Source organism: Micromonospora sp. NPDC049891, from assembly GCF_040660295.1.
Classification (GTDB): Bacteria; Actinomycetota; Actinomycetes; order Mycobacteriales; family Micromonosporaceae; genus Micromonospora.
Genome location: NZ_JBFAML010000005.1, coordinates 16898 through 32372, shown reverse-complemented (window position 1 = coordinate 32372; position 15475 = coordinate 16898). Strand labels below are relative to the sequence as shown.

Annotated in this window: 14 protein-coding genes; 9 read left to right on the top strand and 5 right to left on the bottom strand. The window is 73.4% G+C overall.

Annotated features, from left to right (window positions below; genetic code table 11):
- Nucleotides 1-2: 2 nt before the first annotated feature.
- The 8 genes from AB0I71_RS08835 (at nucleotide 3) to AB0I71_RS08800 (ending at nucleotide 9265) form a co-directional block, all read left to right on the top strand.
- Complete coding sequence (locus AB0I71_RS08835; RefSeq protein WP_357582665.1) at nucleotides 3-2390, top strand: DUF6077 domain-containing protein; 2388 nt, start codon at nucleotides 3-5, stop codon at nucleotides 2388-2390.
- A gap of 196 nt (nucleotides 2391-2586) precedes the next feature.
- A complete protein-coding gene (locus AB0I71_RS08830; protein WP_357582664.1) occupies nucleotides 2587-4344 on the top strand; it encodes a CDP-glycerol glycerophosphotransferase family protein in 1758 nt (585 codons plus the stop codon).
- Nucleotides 4345-4444: 100 nt separating this feature from the next.
- Nucleotides 4445-4792, top strand: a complete 348-nt coding sequence (locus AB0I71_RS08825) for a hypothetical protein (RefSeq protein WP_357582663.1) — start codon at nucleotides 4445-4447, stop codon at nucleotides 4790-4792.
- A gap of 137 nt (nucleotides 4793-4929) precedes the next feature.
- On the top strand, nucleotides 4930-5586 hold the full coding sequence (locus tag AB0I71_RS08820; protein ID WP_357582662.1) for a response regulator transcription factor: 657 nt from the start codon (nucleotides 4930-4932) through the stop codon (nucleotides 5584-5586).
- Between the two features lie 10 nt (nucleotides 5587-5596).
- Entirely contained in the window at nucleotides 5597-7084 is a 1488-nt protein-coding gene (locus AB0I71_RS08815) for a HAMP domain-containing sensor histidine kinase (protein WP_357582661.1), read from the top strand.
- A 94-nt stretch (nucleotides 7085-7178) separates the two neighbouring features.
- Complete coding sequence (locus AB0I71_RS08810) at nucleotides 7179-8150, top strand: ABC transporter ATP-binding protein (protein WP_357582660.1); 972 nt, start codon at nucleotides 7179-7181, stop codon at nucleotides 8148-8150.
- The gene (locus tag AB0I71_RS08805) at nucleotides 8147-8998 is read left to right on the top strand and encodes an ABC transporter permease (protein WP_357582659.1); all 852 of its coding nucleotides are present in this window, start codon (nucleotides 8147-8149) and stop codon (nucleotides 8996-8998) included. Before AB0I71_RS08810 ends, AB0I71_RS08805 begins: the two co-directional genes overlap by 4 nt.
- 15 nt (nucleotides 8999-9013) lie before the next feature.
- A complete protein-coding gene (locus AB0I71_RS08800) occupies nucleotides 9014-9265 on the top strand; it encodes a helix-turn-helix transcriptional regulator (RefSeq protein ID WP_357582658.1) in 252 nt (83 codons plus the stop codon).
- A gap of 9 nt (nucleotides 9266-9274) precedes the next feature.
- Here the strand turns inward: AB0I71_RS08800 and AB0I71_RS08795 are convergent, their stop codons facing one another.
- From AB0I71_RS08795 to AB0I71_RS08780, 4 genes are all read right to left on the bottom strand, one after another.
- Nucleotides 9275-10237, bottom strand: a complete 963-nt coding sequence (locus AB0I71_RS08795; protein ID WP_357582657.1) for a TAXI family TRAP transporter solute-binding subunit — start codon at nucleotides 10235-10237, stop codon at nucleotides 9275-9277.
- An 82-nt stretch (nucleotides 10238-10319) separates the two neighbouring features.
- On the bottom strand, nucleotides 10320-11021 hold the full coding sequence (locus tag AB0I71_RS08790) for a hypothetical protein (protein WP_357582890.1): 702 nt from the start codon (nucleotides 11019-11021) through the stop codon (nucleotides 10320-10322).
- Nucleotides 11022-11137: 116 nt separating this feature from the next.
- A complete protein-coding gene (yaaA, locus tag AB0I71_RS08785) occupies nucleotides 11138-11932 on the bottom strand; it encodes a peroxide stress protein YaaA (RefSeq protein WP_357582656.1) in 795 nt (264 codons plus the stop codon).
- Nucleotides 11933-11940: 8 nt separating this feature from the next.
- Entirely contained in the window at nucleotides 11941-13605 is a 1665-nt protein-coding gene (locus tag AB0I71_RS08780) for a hypothetical protein (RefSeq protein ID WP_357582655.1), read from the bottom strand.
- Between the two features lie 75 nt (nucleotides 13606-13680).
- Between AB0I71_RS08780 and AB0I71_RS08775 the strand changes: the two genes are divergently transcribed.
- Nucleotides 13681-14721: a phosphatase domain-containing protein gene (locus AB0I71_RS08775; RefSeq protein WP_357582654.1), complete on the top strand. Its 1041-nt coding sequence runs from the start codon at nucleotides 13681-13683 to the stop codon at nucleotides 14719-14721.
- A 160-nt stretch (nucleotides 14722-14881) separates the two neighbouring features.
- On the opposite strand, the gene AB0I71_RS08770 is transcribed toward AB0I71_RS08775, so the two are convergent.
- Nucleotides 14882-15418 (bottom strand): hypothetical protein, encoded by a 537-nt coding sequence (locus AB0I71_RS08770; RefSeq protein WP_357582653.1) that lies wholly within the window; start codon nucleotides 15416-15418, stop codon nucleotides 14882-14884.
- Between the last annotated feature and the right edge of the window lie 57 nt (nucleotides 15419-15475).

Sequence of the window (15475 nt, the reverse complement as noted above, 5' to 3'; positions counted from 1 at the left end):
CGATGACCGACCAGACCGTGGCCGTCGCCGCTCCCGAGGCGGCGCCGGCCGAGCCGGCGACCGTCCCCGCGCCCGCCCGCCCCAGCCGGGCACGAGTGGTGGCAGGGCGCGTCCGGGCCGGCTTCGCCGCGATACCCGCCGTACTGACCGACGGTGCGGTGCTGGCTTTCGCGCTCTGGACGCTGCTCTACCACGCCGCGCTGCCCTTGGACCTCGCCCCGTCGCTGACGCTGCGGATCTGGCTGGTGACCGGCCCGGCGCTGGCCCTGCTGGCCGTGGCGGCCCGGCTCGCCCTGCGCTGGCGGCGACGTCGCCGCGCCGCCCGGCCGAGCGCCGGCACCGCGTCATCGACCGACACCCCCGACGGCGCTGGCGCTGCCGCCGGAACGCCGGACCGGGACACCGACCCCGACGACACGGCAACGGAGACCGACGCCGCCGCGACGGCACCTGCCGACCCGGCGGGCGTCGACGCCCCGACGGCGGACCAGGGCGGCGACCAGGCGACCGAGGCTGACGCGACCCGCGCGCGGGACGCGGCGGAGCGTGACCCGGGCGGACCGACCACGGCGGGCGACACCGCCCCGCCGGTCCGGGCCGGACGGATGTCGGTGGCACAGCGCTTGTTGACGGCGCTGGTTCTGCTGATCGGCGCCGGTGCGGCGATCACCGCGGGGGTGGCGGGGACACCGGCCGGCGCCGGCTTGTCCTGGTGGCTGCCGGCCTCCGCCGGTGCCGTGGCGGCCGTCGGCGCGGTGCTGCTCACCTGGCGGACCTGGCGGATCACCCCGCCGACCACCCCGGCGGCGCCGTCGCCCGGGGCCTGGCAGTCGGCGTACGCGCTGCTGATCGCCGGCGTGGCCGCGGTCGCCTCGCTCTACTTCGCCCGCAACACCCCCGACGACATCTACTACGTGGGCCGGTCGGTGTGGGTGGCCGAGCGGGACGTCGTGCCGCTCAACGACTTCCTGTTCAGCGAGAACGTGCTGCCGCCGATGGCCTCGCAGCCCCCGGTGGCCAGCATCGAGGTCCTCGCGGGTGCGCTCGCCCGGTTCCTCTCCCTCCCGGCGGCCTCGGCGACCTGGTACGTGCTGTTGCCGATCATGGCCGTGCTCGCCGTGCTGGCCCTGTGGCGGTTGGTGCAGCGTTGGGCGCCCCGGCGTCCGGTGCTCGCCTTCACCGTGGCCGTCGCCTTCCTCGCCCTGGTCTGTGGACCGGACGCCGCCCTGGGCACCTTCCACCTGCCCCGGCTCTACCAGGGCAAGGGGATGTTCGTCTCCGCGGTCGTACCGCTGATGTGGCTCTACCTGACCCGCTGGTTCGACGACCGGTCCCGGCGTGCCCTGGTGCTGATCGTCGCGCTGTCGATCACCGCGATCGGGCTGACCACCACCGCCGCGATCATCCTGCCGCTGCTGGTCGGCGGGGCGGCCCTGATGATGCTGCTGGTCGGGCGATGGAAGCCGGCGCTGGTGGCGGGTGTCGCGGCCCTCGCGTACCCGGTCGGGGTGGTCGCCGTCGCCCAGCTGCTCGTCGGATCCGCAAGCGAGGCCGCGGCGGACGTCAACGTCTGGGATGCCGCACGGACCTACCGGCGCACGTTCGAGATCGGCATCGTGGGTGTGATCGGCGGCCTCGCCCTGTGGTGCGGCCCGTTGCTGGCCCGCCGCCGCACCCCGGCGTTGCTCGCGGCCGGTGGTGGCCTCACCCTCAGCGTGCTGCTGCTGCCCGGAGTCCTGGAGTGGCTCGGTGCGCTCACCGGCATCTCGGTGGTGCTGTGGCGGGTGCCGTGGCTGCTCGCCCTGCCGGCGCTGATCGGGCTGCTGTGCACCGTCTGGCTGCCGACCCGGCTGCGTAGCGTACGGGCGGTTGTCGGCGTGGTGCTGGCCGGGGCGATGATCGCCTCGTTCGCCGTCTACGCCACCCCGATGTGGTCCGAGCGCAGTTGGGTGCAGGTGCACGCCGAACCCGCCTGGAAGATCCCGGAGCAGCGGCTCGGCATCGCACAGTGGATCACCACCCTCGACCGTCCGGACGGGCTCGTGCTCGCGCCGGAGACCGCCATGCGTGCCATGCCGATGGTGACCACCCGGGTGCGGGTTGTCCTGCCCCGCGACTTCTATCTGGTGGAGTACGACCTGAACTCGCAGTTCGCCCAGGACCGGCTGCTGCTGACCCGGTTCGCCAACAGCGGCGCGGCCGAGGGGCGGCCGACCCGCGAGCAGGTCGCCGGGGCGTTGGAGCGGCTGGACGTGGGCACCATCTGCGTCTACAGCGGCAACCGCTTCGCCCGTCGGACAGCCCAACGACTGGGTTACACCGAATTCGCCGAGCGACCCCCGCCCGTACCCGACCAGCCCGGCGCCGTCACCTGCCTGCGCCGCACCTGACCAGGGCGGGACACCAGCGCGGGCGGTTTCCGCCCGCTCGGGGTGCGCGGCCCGTCCCGGCGGCCCGGTGGTTTGGGGGAAAGATGCCGGATACCCGAGCGTTGTCCCGGAGACGATTCGCGTTAAGGTCGCAGCTACGCTGGCGGCCGTCGAGGCGTATCCAGCCGGTCATCGATCTCTTTAGGGAGCGTTCTCGTTGTTCGGCACGTTGACTGCACGCGTCGGGGTCGCCGCGCGTGGCGCCTTGCTGGTGGCGTCCTATCTGATCCTGCTGGCCGCAGCCGCGTTCGGCTGGGTCGGTCTCTTCGCGGTCGCCGGCCTGGCGGCGGTCCTGGGGGAGTTCGCGGTCGAGCGGTGGTCGCCGGCCACCATCACCCTGCTCCAGAAGGTCGGCATCAACCGGGTCTACCGTCAGCTCAGCCGGGACCTGTCGGTCGTGCTGCTGGTGGCCGCCGAGGTGCCGCTCATCGAGCGGGAGCTGACCCTGCTGCTCCTGCTGCCCGCCGCCGTCTGGGTGATCGCCGTCTTCGCCGGCGCGTTCAACCGGATGATCGACAGGCGTAACCCTGTCTCGGCCCTGGTGCGCAACATCGACCTGGGGCCGGTCTCCGCGGCGCCCCGCCCCCCGCAGTGGGCCACCCGGTTCGTCGGCGACCGGTTGCCGTGGCTGAACGCCCTGCTGATCCCGGGGGCGGTCGGCACGGCCGTCGCCGGTGAGGTGGCGCCGGTCTACCTGGCCGGTGCGGTGGCCGTCGGACTGGCCGCGCTTGTCGGCGGCGTGGTCGCGGTGACCTGGCTGCGCGGACGGGGTACGGGGCAGAGCCCGCTGCTGCCCGCCGTGCAGCGCTGGCTGGACCGCGACCGCCCGGAGGTGGCGCTGTACTTCGCCGGCCCGGCCAAGGACGTCTACCAGGCGAACATGTGGCTGGCCCCGATCGAGGCGCTCGGCCGGCGTGCGGTGGTGCTGATGCGCAGCAAAGAGGCGTTCAACGAACTGGCCGACACCCGACTGCCGGTGGTCTGCGTACCGGCTGCACCGGACTTCATGAATCTCGACAAGAGCAGCATCCGGACGACCCTGTACGCGGCGAACGTCGGCCCGAACATCCACATGCTGCGCGAGCCCGGCATGAAGCACGTCTTCGTCGGCCACGGCGACAGCGACAAGGCGGCGAGCGTCAACCCGTACAGCAAGGTCTACGACGAGGTGTGGGTCGCCGGTCTGGCCGGTCGGGAGCGCTACGCCCGGGCCGGGGTGGGCGTCCTCGACGCCGACATCGTGGAGATCGGCCGTCCGCAGCTGGCCGGCGTGCACACCTTCGGCTCGGAGTCGGTCGAGCGGCCCTTCACCGTGCTCTACGCGCCCACCTGGGAGGGCTGGCTCGACGACGACCCGTACCACACCTCGCTGGTGCTGATGGGTGAGCGGATCGTCGCCGGAGTGCTGGCGGCCCGGCCGGCGGTGCGCCTGGTCTACAAGCCGCACCCGTTGACCGGTAGCCGGTCCAAGCAGGCCAAGGCGGTGCACGAGCGGATCGTGGCGATGATTCGTGCCGCCGGAGGCGACGTCGACGCCAGCAACCTGGACGGACCGGCGCACCGGGTCGTCACCGGGCGGGTACCCGCGCTGTTCGACTGCTTCAACCAGACCGACCTGCTGATCAGCGATGTGTCGAGTGTGGTGTCCGACTTCGTGCAGAGCCAGCGGCCGTACGTGGTGGCCAACCCCGCCGGGCTGCCCGAGGACGAGTTCCGCCGGTCCTTCCCGACCTCGCGGGCGGCGTACCTGCTGGCCGCCGACTGCGGGGAGCTGGAGAAGATCGTGGCGGTGACCCGGGCGGGCGACGACCCGATGACCGAGGCCCGTCGGGAGCTGAAGACCTACCTGCTCGGTCCGGCCGACGCCAACCCGATGGACCGGTTCGCCGAGGAGGTCGGCCGGCTCTGCCGCTGACGCCGACGCGGCAGGCGCCCGGGACGAGCCCTCGTCCCGGGCGCGTTGCCGTCGGTACCGGTTTTGTCGGGTACCGACCCGGCCGGTCGCCCCGGCGGGCATGCTCGAAGGGCAGGCCGCCGGTGAGGGGATGGGCATGGAGAGCTACCACGAGGACTGGACCGACAGCCAGCGCGCGCTCTACGACGAGTGCTACCGCGCCGGCGCCGACTGGGCCGACGACCCCGACACGCCGTCCGAGGACGTGCAACACGTGATCAACCTGGCGGAGGCCGACGACGACACCCTCGCCGACGCCGAGATCGACTTCGCGCCGCTTGTCGACGCGGTCACCGAGGCCACCGGCGAGGTCGTCGCCACCGTGCCGGCCAGCCATGACGATCCCGGTTTCAAGGGTTTCGTGGACGGGGTGCGCGACGGCACCGCCGAGGAGACCTTCGGACTCTGAGCGCCGCAGGAAGCGTCGGGAGACCTCGCGAGGTGCCCCGCCGCTCCGGGGCCCCGGGCCTGTGCACCCGGCCGCTCGTCTGCCACCATCGGGACACCGCACTGGTGACGAGTTTGCAGACCGAACGGGGAGGCCGGGTGCGCATCCTGCTGGTCGAGGACGACCGACGGGTGGCCGCCGCACTGTCGTCGGCGCTGACCCGACGTGGCTACGAGGTGGAGCACGCCGCCACCGTCGCCGCCGCGCTCTCCGCCGCCCCCTGCGACCTGGTGCTGCTCGACCTCACCCTGCCCGACGGGGACGGCACCGACCTGTGCCGGCAGTTGCGGCGGCGCAGCAACCAGCTCGGCATCATCGCCGTGACCGCCCGTGGCGAGGAGCGGGACCGGGTGCTCGGGCTGCGGCTCGGCGCGGACGACTACGTGGTCAAACCCTTCTCGATGGTGGAACTCCAGGCCCGCATCGAGGCGGTGCTGCGACGGGCCTCGCACGCCGCGCCGGAGCGCAACCTGATCGAGGTCGGACCGGTGTACATCGACGTGGCGGCCCGCACCGTCGCGGTGGCCGGTCGGTCGGTGTCGCTGACCCGCAAGGAGTTCGACGTGCTGCTCTCGCTGGCCCGGCAACCCGGCGTCGCGGTGCCCCGCGACCGGATCCTGCTCGACGCCTGGGGCACCACGTTCACCGATCGGCACACCGTCGAGGTGCACGTCGGTTCGCTGCGCGGCAAGCTCGGTGACCCGCGCCTGGTGGAGACCGTCCGCGGCGTCGGGTACCGGCTCCGGGGCGAGTGAGGAGCCCGGGGTGCGACGGCGGCTGGTGATCAGCTATCTGCTGCTGATGGTGCTGGTGGTGGTGGCGCTGGGTACGCCGCTGGCGGTGACGCTGACCACCCGGGAGACCGACCGGGTACGGGCCGACCGGCTCGCCGACGCCACCCGCTTCGCGTCGCTGGCCGGGCCGGCGTTGCGGGACGGCACGCCCGGTCCCCTCGACCACGAGCTGGGCAGCTACGACGAGCTGTACGGCATCGGTGCGGCGGTGGTGGACCGGGACCGGCGGGAGGTGGTGGCCTCGGTCAGCTGGCGGGTCGCCCCGGGGACCCGCGAGGCGCTCGACGTGGCGCTCTCCGGGCAGCAGGCCAGCGGACCCGACTCGGTCTGGCCGTGGGTGGACGGGCCGATCGTGGTGGCGGTGCCGATCAACGACGGTGGCGAGGTGCTCGGCGCGGTGGTCACCGCCACCCCGGCCGACGGGGTCCGGCGTACCGTCGCCACCTGGTGGATCCTGGTCGCCGCGCTGGGTCTGCTCGCCGTGCTGGCCTGCGTGCTCACCGCGTTCGGGCTGGCCGGCTGGGTGCTACGGCCGGTCACCGAGCTGGACGCGGTCACCCACGAGATCGCCGAGGGTGACCGGGGCGCCCGTGTGCAGCACCGGCTTGGGCCGCCGGAGCTGCGTCGCCTGGCGAAGAGCTTCAACCACATGGCGGACGTCGTCTCCGACGTGATGGACCGGCAGCGCGCGTTCGTCGCGCACGCCAGCCACCAGCTCCGCAATCCGTTGACCGCGCTGCGGCTGCGGGTGGAGGAACTGGGGCCGAGCGTCACCGACGAGCAGGGGCGGGCCGAGCACCGGCTGGCGTTGGAGGAGACCGACCGGCTCGCGCTGCTGCTCGACGCGCTGCTCACCCTCGCCCGCGCGGAGCGCCGCGAGAACCAGCGGATCACCGTCGACGCGACGGCCGCAGCCGTGTCCCGGGTCGCCGCCTGGGAGCCCCTGGCCCGGCACCGGTCGGTCATGTTGCGGCTGGCGGCCGATCCCGGGCCGGTGTACGCCCGTACCGTGCCGACCGCCATCGACCAGGCGCTGGACGCCCTGATCGACAACGCGGTGAAGTTCAGCGGCGCGGGCGGCGAGGTGACGGTGACCGTCGCGGCCCGCGACGGCGGAACGACCCTTGAGGTACGCGACACCGGCCCGGGGATGACCCGCAGCCAGCTCGGCCGGGCCACCGAACGGTTCTGGCGGGCACCGGAGGTGCAGAACGTCGACGGTGCCGGGCTGGGCCTGACCATCGCGGCCGTGCTCGTCGACGCTTCCGACGGCCGGCTCACCATGCACCCGAACTCGCCGCGCGGCCTGGTCGCCGCGCTGTGGTTCCCGCAGCCGGCGGAGCCCGCCGACCCGGCCGATCCGGGTGCACCGGCCGATCCGGGCGACCCGACCGGCCCGACGCTTGCCGGTAAACCGGCATCCACCGATCCGGCATCGTCCGCACCCGCGCCGGCCTGAGCGCGGCAGCGCGCGCCCGGGCAGCCGACGTTTGCTGCGATCCGTAGTATGAGTGCTATCTTCCAACGCACAGATCGTACGGAGGTAGTGGTCCATGGCTGTCACTGCCGGGGCGGACACCCCGACCAGTACCGCGTCGCCGACCGACCGGGACGTCACCCTCGACGTGCATGACCTGCGGATGCGGTACGGCTCAACCGACGTGCTCACCGGGGTGTCGTTCACCGCGCGGCAGGGTGAGGTGCTGGCCCTGCTGGGCCCGAACGGTGCCGGCAAGACGACCACGATCGAGATCCTGGAAGGCTTCCGGATGCGCTCCGACGGCCGGGTCGCCGTGCTGGGGACCGACCCGGCGCGGGGCGACGAGCGGTGGCGGTCCCGACTCGGCGTGGTGCTCCAGTCCTGGCGCGACCACAGCCGATGGCGGGTTCGTGAGCTGCTGGTGCACCTCGGTTCCTTCTACGCGCCCTACTCCACCGACCGGATCAGCCGGCCGTGGGACATCGACGAGCTGATCCAGGTGGTCGGGCTGACCGAGCACGCGCGGAAGAAGGTCGGTCAGCTCTCCGGTGGCCAGCGCCGCCGGGTCGACGTGGCGATCGGCATCGTCGGTCGGCCGGAGGTGCTCTTCCTCGACGAGCCGACCGCCGGCTTCGACCCGGCCGCCCGCCGCGAGTTCCATGACCTGGTGCACCGGCTCACCGACATAGACGACACCACAATCCTGCTCACCACCCACGATCTCGACGAGGCGGAGAAGCTGGCCGACCGGATCCTCATCCTGGCCGGTGGCCGGATCATCGCCAGCGGCTCCGCCGACGAGCTGTCCCGTCGCATCTCCGCCGACGCCGAGGTGCGCTGGAGCCAGGGCGGGACCCGGTTCGTGCACTCCACAGGCGACGCGACCGGGTTCGTCCGGGAGCTGTTCGCCCAGCATGGCGAGGACATCGCTGACCTTGAGGTGCGCCGGGCCAGCCTGGAGGACACCTACATGACGTTGGTACGCGATCATGAGTCCGGGCGTGCCGACGGCGCGACCCGCGCGTTCGAGGAGGTGGGTCGATGAGCCCGCTGGTCGTGGCCGCCCGGGCCGGTCTGTCCCGGGGCCGGATCGAGCTACGGCAGAGCTTCACCCACTCGGAGACCCTCTGGGGGTACCTCTTCCCGACGATCGTCCTGCTGGTGGTGATGTTCTTCCTGCGGGGCGCCAAGGTGCCGGGCACCGAGTTCTCGCTCGGCGCGCAGACGCTGCCCAGCACGCTCGGCATGACAGTGGCGTTCGGCGGGCTCGTCAACATGGCGTCGATCCTCACCGTGGAGCGGGAGGACGGCACCCTGCTGCGGGCCAAGGCCACCCCGAACGGCATGTTCGGCTACCTCATCAGCAAGATCACCCTGGTGTCGGGGATGACCCTGGTCAGCGTCGCCCTGCTGCTCGTACCGGGTCTCTTCCTCTTCGACGCCCTCGCGCTCGACAGTGTCGGGGCCTGGCTGACCCTGGCCTGGGTGATGCTGATCGGGATGGTGGCGACCATGCCGGTCGGCGCGGTCTTCGGCTCGCTGCTGTCCAACCCCCGGAACCTGGGGCTGATCATGCTGCCGATGATGGGACTCATCGCGACGTCGGGCATCTTCTACCCGATCACCGCACTGCCCGGTTGGTTGCAGGCGCTCGCGCAGATCTTCCCGATCTACTGGCTCGGTCTCGGCATGCGGTCGGCGTTGCTGCCCGACGCCCTGGCCGTCGTCGAGATCGGCGAGTCCTGGCGGCACCTGGAAACGCTCCTGGCGCTCGGTGGCTGGGCGATCGCCGGGCTGGTGCTGGCACCGATGGTGCTGCGCCGGATGGCTCGCCGCGAATCCGGGTCGAGCGTGGCGGCCCGCCGCGAGAAGGCCATGCAGCGGGTGACGTGAGGATGGGTCGTCGACATGAATGAGGTCGTCCACAACCGCATCGCCATGCTCCGGGCGGAGCGGGGAATCTCCCGCCGTCAGCTGGCCGAGGCGTTGGGCGTCCACTACCAGACCATCGGCTACCTGGAGCGCGGTGAGTTCAGCCCCAGCCTGCACCTGGCGCTGCGTATCGCCCGACACTTCGAGGTGCCGGTGGAGGTGGTCTTCTCCACCGAACCGTTCCCCCGGCTGGGCACCCCCACGCCTCCCGCCGCGCGGTCCGCCTGAGCGGCCCGGTCAGGGCTTGCTGGCGCGGTAGTAGTCGACCGCGCCCGGGTGCAGGGGCAACGGCGAGGTGGCGATGGCCGAGCGGGGGCTCATCCGACCGGCCGCCGGGTGCGCGGCGGCCAGTTCGGAGCGACGCTCCATCAGCAACCGGGTCACCTCGCGAACCAGTGACTCCGGCAGGCTGGCCCGCACCACCAGGTAGTTCGGGTTGGCCACGGTGGTGACCGGGTCGACGCCGTACACCGAGCGGGGGATGTCCCGGGGCACGTACACCTCGGGGTTGCCCCGGCGCAGCGGCGCGGTCCACGCGCCGAGGTCGACGATGCGGGTGGGGGTGTCCTGGGCGAACTGGGCGACGGCGCGTACCGGCAGCCCACCCGAGAAGAAGAAGGCGTCGATCCGCCCGTCGCGCAGCGCCGTCACCGAATCGTCCAGGCCGAGCTGCTCCTGCCGCACCTGGGCGCCGTCCAGTCCGGCGGCGGTCAGCAGCCGGTCCACCGTGATCTTGGTCCCCGAGCCGGCCGCGCCCACCGAGACCCGCCGCCCGCGCAGGTCGGTCAGGGTCCGCACCGGGCTGTCGGCGGTGGTGACCAGGTGCAGCAGGTCGTCGTAGACCCGGGCGACCGCGACCACCGGCGGGTCCGGGCCGGGGTCGGCCCGCAGCACATCAGCCTGGGTGAAGCCGAGTTCGGCCTCCCCGGCGTTGAGCAGTCGCACGTTCTCCGCGGAGGCAGCGGTGACCAGCACCTCCGCCCGTACCTGGGGCAGCTCCCGGTTGAGGATGGCCGCCAGCGATTCGCCGAAGGCGTGGTAGACGGCGGTGGGGCTGCCGGTGGCGATGCGGATCACCACCGGCTCACCCGGATCGTCGCGGCAGCCGCCGAGGCCGGGCAGGGCCAGCAGCACGGTCAGCGCCAGCGCCACGCGGGCGCCGCGCCACCGGGCTCGGGCGGGGTACCGGGTACGGCTCACGGGCAGCACTGTGCGCCGCCGGACCCCTGTGGCGCAACCCCGGGGACGGCGGAGCGTGGTGCGGCCGCTGGTCGGCCGCCGGTCAGGCCACCGGGCGCTGCACCGCCTCCTCCGCCGCGTACCGCAGGATCCGGTCCCGGTCGGGGCCGTGGGCCACGCTGACCAGGAAGCAGCCGGTGTTCGGACGCAGCAGCGCCGGAACGTCGAGCAGAGCGGCGCCGCGCACCAGCACCGCGCCGAGTTCCCGGTCGGTGATCCGTACCCCGAGGATGTGCCGACGGACATGCCGGCCGCCGGCCAGCAGCGCGGCCCGCCAGGCGGCGGCGGCCAGTCGGGTACGCCACAGCCGCCGCGCCGTCGAGGCACCCGGCACCGGTCCACCGAGCAGTTCCCGTCGGCCGCGCCGCCAGCCGTTCTCCACGATCGCCGCGTACGTCGGCCGGTGCTCCCGCCCGACGTGCAGCCGGTGCAGCTCGTACCGTCGGCGCAGCCCGCCGACGGCCACCTCGTGGCGGACCGGGATGTCGAGGCGGTCGAGCAGCTGCCGGGTCCGCCGCGCCGCCTCCTCCCGGTTGAACTCGATGGTCGCCGGCTGGACGGGCTGCTGCCCGGCCTGCCGGTGCCCGGGGGTCGCCGGCGGCGGCATGCAGCGCAGCAGGCAGGCCGTCTCGAACGCGTCGGCCAGGGTCGTCCAGTCCAGCGGTGGCGGTGCCGACGGTGGCCGGGGCGACGGCGGCGCGGTGGACGTCGGTGGGGACGAAGACGGACGGGACCGGTCGAGCAGGATCGGTTCGGCAATCACCGGAGGGCCTCCTCGTCGCGTCGGGTCCTCTTACGGTGACCCGGGACACCGACCGGTGGTACCGATCCGGTCCAGCCTTGAGGAAATCTTGCGCCTGGTTACAGCTCCGAAACGATCACGTCGACCTGGCGGGGTCGGCCGGGCCCGGACTCCTGCTCGCACACCGCGTACTTCAGGTCCCGCAACGTCGTCACCAGCGCGCCAGCGGTACGTGGGCGGGCACCGGCGAGCAGCAGGTCCCGGACCAGCCGCCCCTTCGTCGCCTTGTTGAAGTGGCTGACCACCGAGCGCACCGGCACCCCGTCGACCTCCCGTTCGTGCAGCACCCGCACGGTCAGGGTGCGCTCGGCCAGCTCGCCGCGCGGCGTCCAGGCCGCGGCGTACGCTCCGGAACGCAGGTCCAGCACCGGGCCACGGCCGGCCGCCTCGGTCAGCGCGGCACCCAGTTCCCGACGCCACAGCGCCGGCAGGGCGCCGACCCCGGGCAGCCGCGCCCCGATCGGGCAGCGGTACGGCGGGATCCGGTCGGTCAGCCGTACCGCTCCCCACAGACCGGAGCTGACCAGCACCTGCCGTCCGGCCGCGCGCTGCGCCGTCGCCGGGAGGCTGGTCAGGTCGAGGGCCTCGTAGAGCACCCCGGTGTAGATCCGGCCGGCCGGTGCGGTGGCGGCCTGCCGCAGCCGGGCGTTGCGCCGCACCTCGCCGTGCTGCCCGGGGCCGAGACCGAGTGCGGTGAGCGCCGTTTCCGGTGGGCCGGCGCTGAGGGCGACAAGCGCGGACAGCACCTCCTCCCGCACCGGGTTCAGGCCGGGCAGCGAGAGCCGGTCCAGGTCCAGTCGCCGGCCCGAGCCGACCTCGGCCTTGCCCTCCGAGGGCGGCAGCAGGATGAGCATGGGTGACTCTAACGCCACGGCCGCAGCGGCTCCGGCGGGTGGTACACCCGGAAGCCGCCGACCTCGGCGAGCAGTGCCGGACCGGCCCGGTCGCCGAGCAACTCCCGCAGCCGCCGGTCCGCGGGGGCGTCGGCCGCCAGCACGTACCCGGGCCGCTGCGCCCGGGCCAGCCGCCACCAGTACGCCGGGTACCGGTTCTGCCCGGGGTGCAGATTGCCGTCGAGCACCCCGCAGACCACCTCCTCGGCGGTGTTGAAGACCAGCCGGTTGCACGTCCAGTACTCGCCGTACACCTCACGCAGGCCGGCCGCGCGTACCATCTCGGCCAGCTCCCGGGCCTGTCGTTCCTCGGTGCGCCCCGGAGCCGCGCCGGTGGTGGCGAACAGCACCGTCACCACGAGCGAGCCGGCAGCGAGGGCACCCAGCACGGCGATGGCGGCCGCACCGGCCACCCGGCCCACCACGCCGGCCGTGCCCCGTCGGGCGGCCACCGCCGCCACCCACAGCGGCCAGAGCACCGCCGGCAGCGACAGTTGCAGCACCGACAGGTAGCGGGCGTTGCCCAGCGGATCCGTCGCGGCCAGCGGACTGCGCACGTACGCCAGCAGGGTCAACGCCGCCCCGGCGAGCAACGCGAGGTGCACGATCGGCCCGACCCGGTCGTGGCGCCCGGCCGCCCGCCGGTACGCGAACCCGGCGAGCGTCGCCGCCACCACCAGCAGCACCGGATAGAGCAGACCGAACCACGCCTGCCAGCGGGCGCAGCCGTCGACCGGGCAGAGCCCGGCGGCCAGCGGCACGCCGTCCAGCAGCCCACCGCCGAGCCGTTGCGACCACGGCGGAACCGGCCCGTCCTCGCCGCTGACGCCACGCAGCACCGACAGGGAGTCCTGCCCGGGTGGGGCCACCAGGTTGTCCCGGATCATCGGGGCGAGCCCGACGGCGAAGCCGACGACAAGCAGCAGACCCGCCCGGCCGAGCAGTTCCCGGCGCAGGGTCCACACCAACGCCAGCCCGGCCACCGCCAGGTACGGCACGATCAGCCAGTCCGACCAGAGCGCCACTCCGGCGAGCAGCCCGAAGCCGCCTACGGCCAGTCCCCGGTGACCTACCGTGCCGCGGGCCAGCGCCACCACGACCAGCAGCATCGCCAGCACCGCCACCTTGACCTCCGGCCGCCCGCCGACAGCTGTCACCTGGTCCCGGACGACCCGCTCGGAGCCGAGAGCGAGCAGCCCGACGACCAGCGTGGCGAACCACGGTGAGCCGATCCGCCGGGTCAACCTGTGGATCAGCCAGAGGAAGAGCGCGTAGAGCGCGAGCACCGGCAGCCGCAGCGCCGGCCAGCTCGGCCCGGTCACCGCGAGCAGCGGTGCGGCCAGGTACGACTCCAGGGTGCCCATGTACCGCTGGCCGTAGAGGAAGATCGGCTGCTCGCGCCCCTGCGCGATGTGCATCGCGGCCAGCCCGAAGGTGGCCTCGTCGCTGTTGGAGACAGGCACCGTGGTCAGCACCAGGACCAGCCGGTAACCGACTCCGATCAGCCCGAGCAGCAGGGCGACGAGTGCCGGCCGGTCGAGCCGTGGCCGCCACCACCCGCGCTGCTGCTCTGGTTCCGTCCCTGCTCGCGGCACGACCTCGCCCCCGTCGCCGTCCCGACCGGAGTGTGACACGGCGGCGACGCCGGGCGCGGCGGTTCGGCTCAGCTCGCGTGGCCGAGGTGGCTGGTCTGTGGCAGGGTTGCAGTCGTGCCACCCACTCCCGCCGGCCAGCTGGCCGTACCCAACCTGCACCGGGCCGCGCGGATCGAGGACGCCGTACACGCCCTGGTGGAACGCCGGCTGCGGCGGACCGGCTGGCGGACCAACATCATCGCGTACACCGGCTACGGAGCGCCCGGTTGGGTGCGGGTGATGTGCCGGGTGCTGCTGGGGCGGCCCGACACCCGTCAGCGGGGCCGGTTGGAGAAGGTCCGCGGCTGGCGCAGCTTCACCACCCTGCCGGCCAAGCACGTCACCGTGACGATCGAGACCGGCGGCGTGGTCCACGAGGCGCAGGCCGACCGCAGTGGCTTCATCGACACGGTGGTCGAGGCGGGCCTGCCACCCGGCTGGGGCACGGTGCGGCTGAGCATGCCCGACGCCGAGCCGGTCGAGGCCCCGGTGCGCATCCTCGACCCGGAGGTGCGCTTCGGCATCCTCTCCGACATCGACGACACGGTCATGGTGACCGCGCTGCCCCGGCCGCTGCTCGCCGCCTGGAACACGTTCGTCCTCGACGAACACGCCCGCGCGGCGGTGCCCGGCATGGCGGTGCTCTACGAGCGGCTGGTCACCGCCCACCCCGGCGCGCCGGTGTTCTACCTGTCGACCGGGGCGTGGAACGTCGCCCCGACGTTGACCCGGTTTTTGTCCCGGCACCTCTACCCGGCCGGGCCGCTGCTGCTCACCGACTGGGGGCCGACGCAGGACCGCTGGTTCCGCAGCGGCCGGGAGCACAAGCGGGCCACCCTGGCCCGGCTGGCCAAGGAGTTCCCGGACGTACGGTGGCTGCTCGTCGGCGACGACGGCCAGCACGACCAGGAGATCTACCGCGAGTTCGCCGTCGCCCACCCGGACAACGTCGCCGCGGTGGCGATCCGCCGGCTGTCACCCACCCAGGCGGTGCTCGCCGGTAGTCTGCCGCTCCCACACGACGACCACACCGAGGGGCCGGTCGGGCAGAAGTGGCTCTCCGCGCCCGACGGCGCCGGTCTGTGGACCCTGCTACGCGGCGCCGGCCTGGTCTGAGCCGGCCCTCGGGTTCGCCGGTCCCGGTCCGCCGACCGGGTCGGCGGGGGAACTGCTCGGCAGGCGGGCGGGCCGGCGGGGGGAGCTGGTCGGCGGGGGAGCTGGTCGGCAGGCGGGCGGAGCCGGTCAGCCGGCCCGGCCCACCCACCGTCCGTCGGTGTCAGCCGCCCGGTGTGAGCGTGACCTCGCCGGTGCAGCCGGCCAGGGTGCGGCGGTCTTCGATCAGGTCGATGACGGCCTGCCGGTTGGCGATCCGCGCCTCGGAGAGAGCGTCCGGGTTGCGGCGCTGGCCGTCGATGAAGGCGAGGTTGTTGCGGACCGCGCCGTCGAGGCCGTCGCAGTTCTCCGCCGCGCCGCCGTTGAGTGCGGCGTTCGGGTCCGCGTCGGGCACCTCCACCTCGCCGGTGCAGCCGGCCGTCGCGCGCCGCTGCTCCAACTGGTCGATGACCGCCTGCCGGTTGGCGATCCGGGCCTCCGACAGCTCGTCCGGGAAGATCAGCTGGTCGGCGATGAACGCGAGGTTGCTGCCCACGGCGGCGTCCAGGCCGTCGCAGTTCTCACTGGCCTGACTGGTCCCGGTCGCCACCGCGAAGGCCACCGCCAGGGTCACCCCGACCGCCGCGAACCCCGCGATCCTCCGCTGTCCTGGCGAGGGCTCACGCCCACGGTCCCGGGCCGTACCCCTGCTGCTCGCCATCGATCCTCCGCCTCGTCGTCCACCTGGAACCGGGAGTACGAACGTGAGGGCGTGGGC

Coding starts and splice junctions, on each gene's coding strand:
- AB0I71_RS08825 (WP_357582663.1), top strand. CDS start 4,445: ATGCTCGAAGGGCAGGCCGCCGGTGAGGGGATGGGCATGGAGAGCTAC.
- AB0I71_RS08835 (WP_357582665.1), top strand. CDS start 3: ATGACCGACCAGACCGTGGCCGTCGCCGCTCCCGAGGCGGCGCCGGCC.
- AB0I71_RS08810 (WP_357582660.1), top strand. CDS start 7,179: ATGGCTGTCACTGCCGGGGCGGACACCCCGACCAGTACCGCGTCGCCG.
- AB0I71_RS08800 (WP_357582658.1), top strand. CDS start 9,014: ATGAATGAGGTCGTCCACAACCGCATCGCCATGCTCCGGGCGGAGCGG.
- AB0I71_RS08805 (WP_357582659.1), top strand. CDS start 8,147: ATGAGCCCGCTGGTCGTGGCCGCCCGGGCCGGTCTGTCCCGGGGCCGG.
- yaaA (WP_357582656.1), bottom strand. CDS start 11,932: ATGCTCATCCTGCTGCCGCCCTCGGAGGGCAAGGCCGAGGTCGGCTCG.
- AB0I71_RS08770 (WP_357582653.1), bottom strand. CDS start 15,418: ATGGCGAGCAGCAGGGGTACGGCCCGGGACCGTGGGCGTGAGCCCTCG.